This window comes from Frigoribacterium sp. CFBP 8751, assembly GCF_014841545.1.
Lineage (GTDB): Bacteria > Actinomycetota > Actinomycetes > Actinomycetales > Microbacteriaceae > Frigoribacterium.
Map to the genome: position 1 here is coordinate 1 of NZ_JACYUB010000022.1, position 504 is coordinate 504.

The 504-nt window shown below is 66.3% G+C and carries 1 pseudogene; it reads left to right on the forward strand.

The window, feature by feature from the left end:
- Positions 1–294 (forward strand): annotated as a pseudogene (locus tag IFT88_RS16745) (hypothetical protein); the annotation flags it as partial.
- Between the last annotated feature and the right edge of the window lie 210 nt (positions 295–504).

Here is a 504-nt window from a genome sequence, read left to right on the forward strand (position 1 = left end):
CGGTACGACTATGTCCTGGCCCAGACCGACACCGCGGAGCTCGCAGAGCCCGGCTGGGGTCGACACATCGGCTTGCGAACCGACGAACCACCGCAGTTGCTCTGGCCGGAGGACCACGCCTGGGTACTCGCCACCGAGATCGACTGGGACTCCACGATCGTCGCCGGCTCCCGTACGCTCATCGACTCGATCCTCACCGACGACCGCTTCGAGGCATACCCGGTCGACGAGAACTCCGACCTCTCCTGGAACGGCGACACCATCAACCGGCGCACGGACTCGAGCCCCACATGACCATCGTCTTCCGGGCTTCCGCGCCAAAACTCGTTCATGTTGATCGGGGTGGATGAATGAACCTTCCGCACCCATGCCTCGGAGGCGGCTCCGCATCCCCGGCCCGAACGGGCAGCCACCCCTCCGTGCCGCGGGAAACGCGCCTCTGCCGCGGATGGGGACGCCTTCTGTCGGCGTCAGAGGTGGGTGGTGATCTCGTCGATGCCTGAC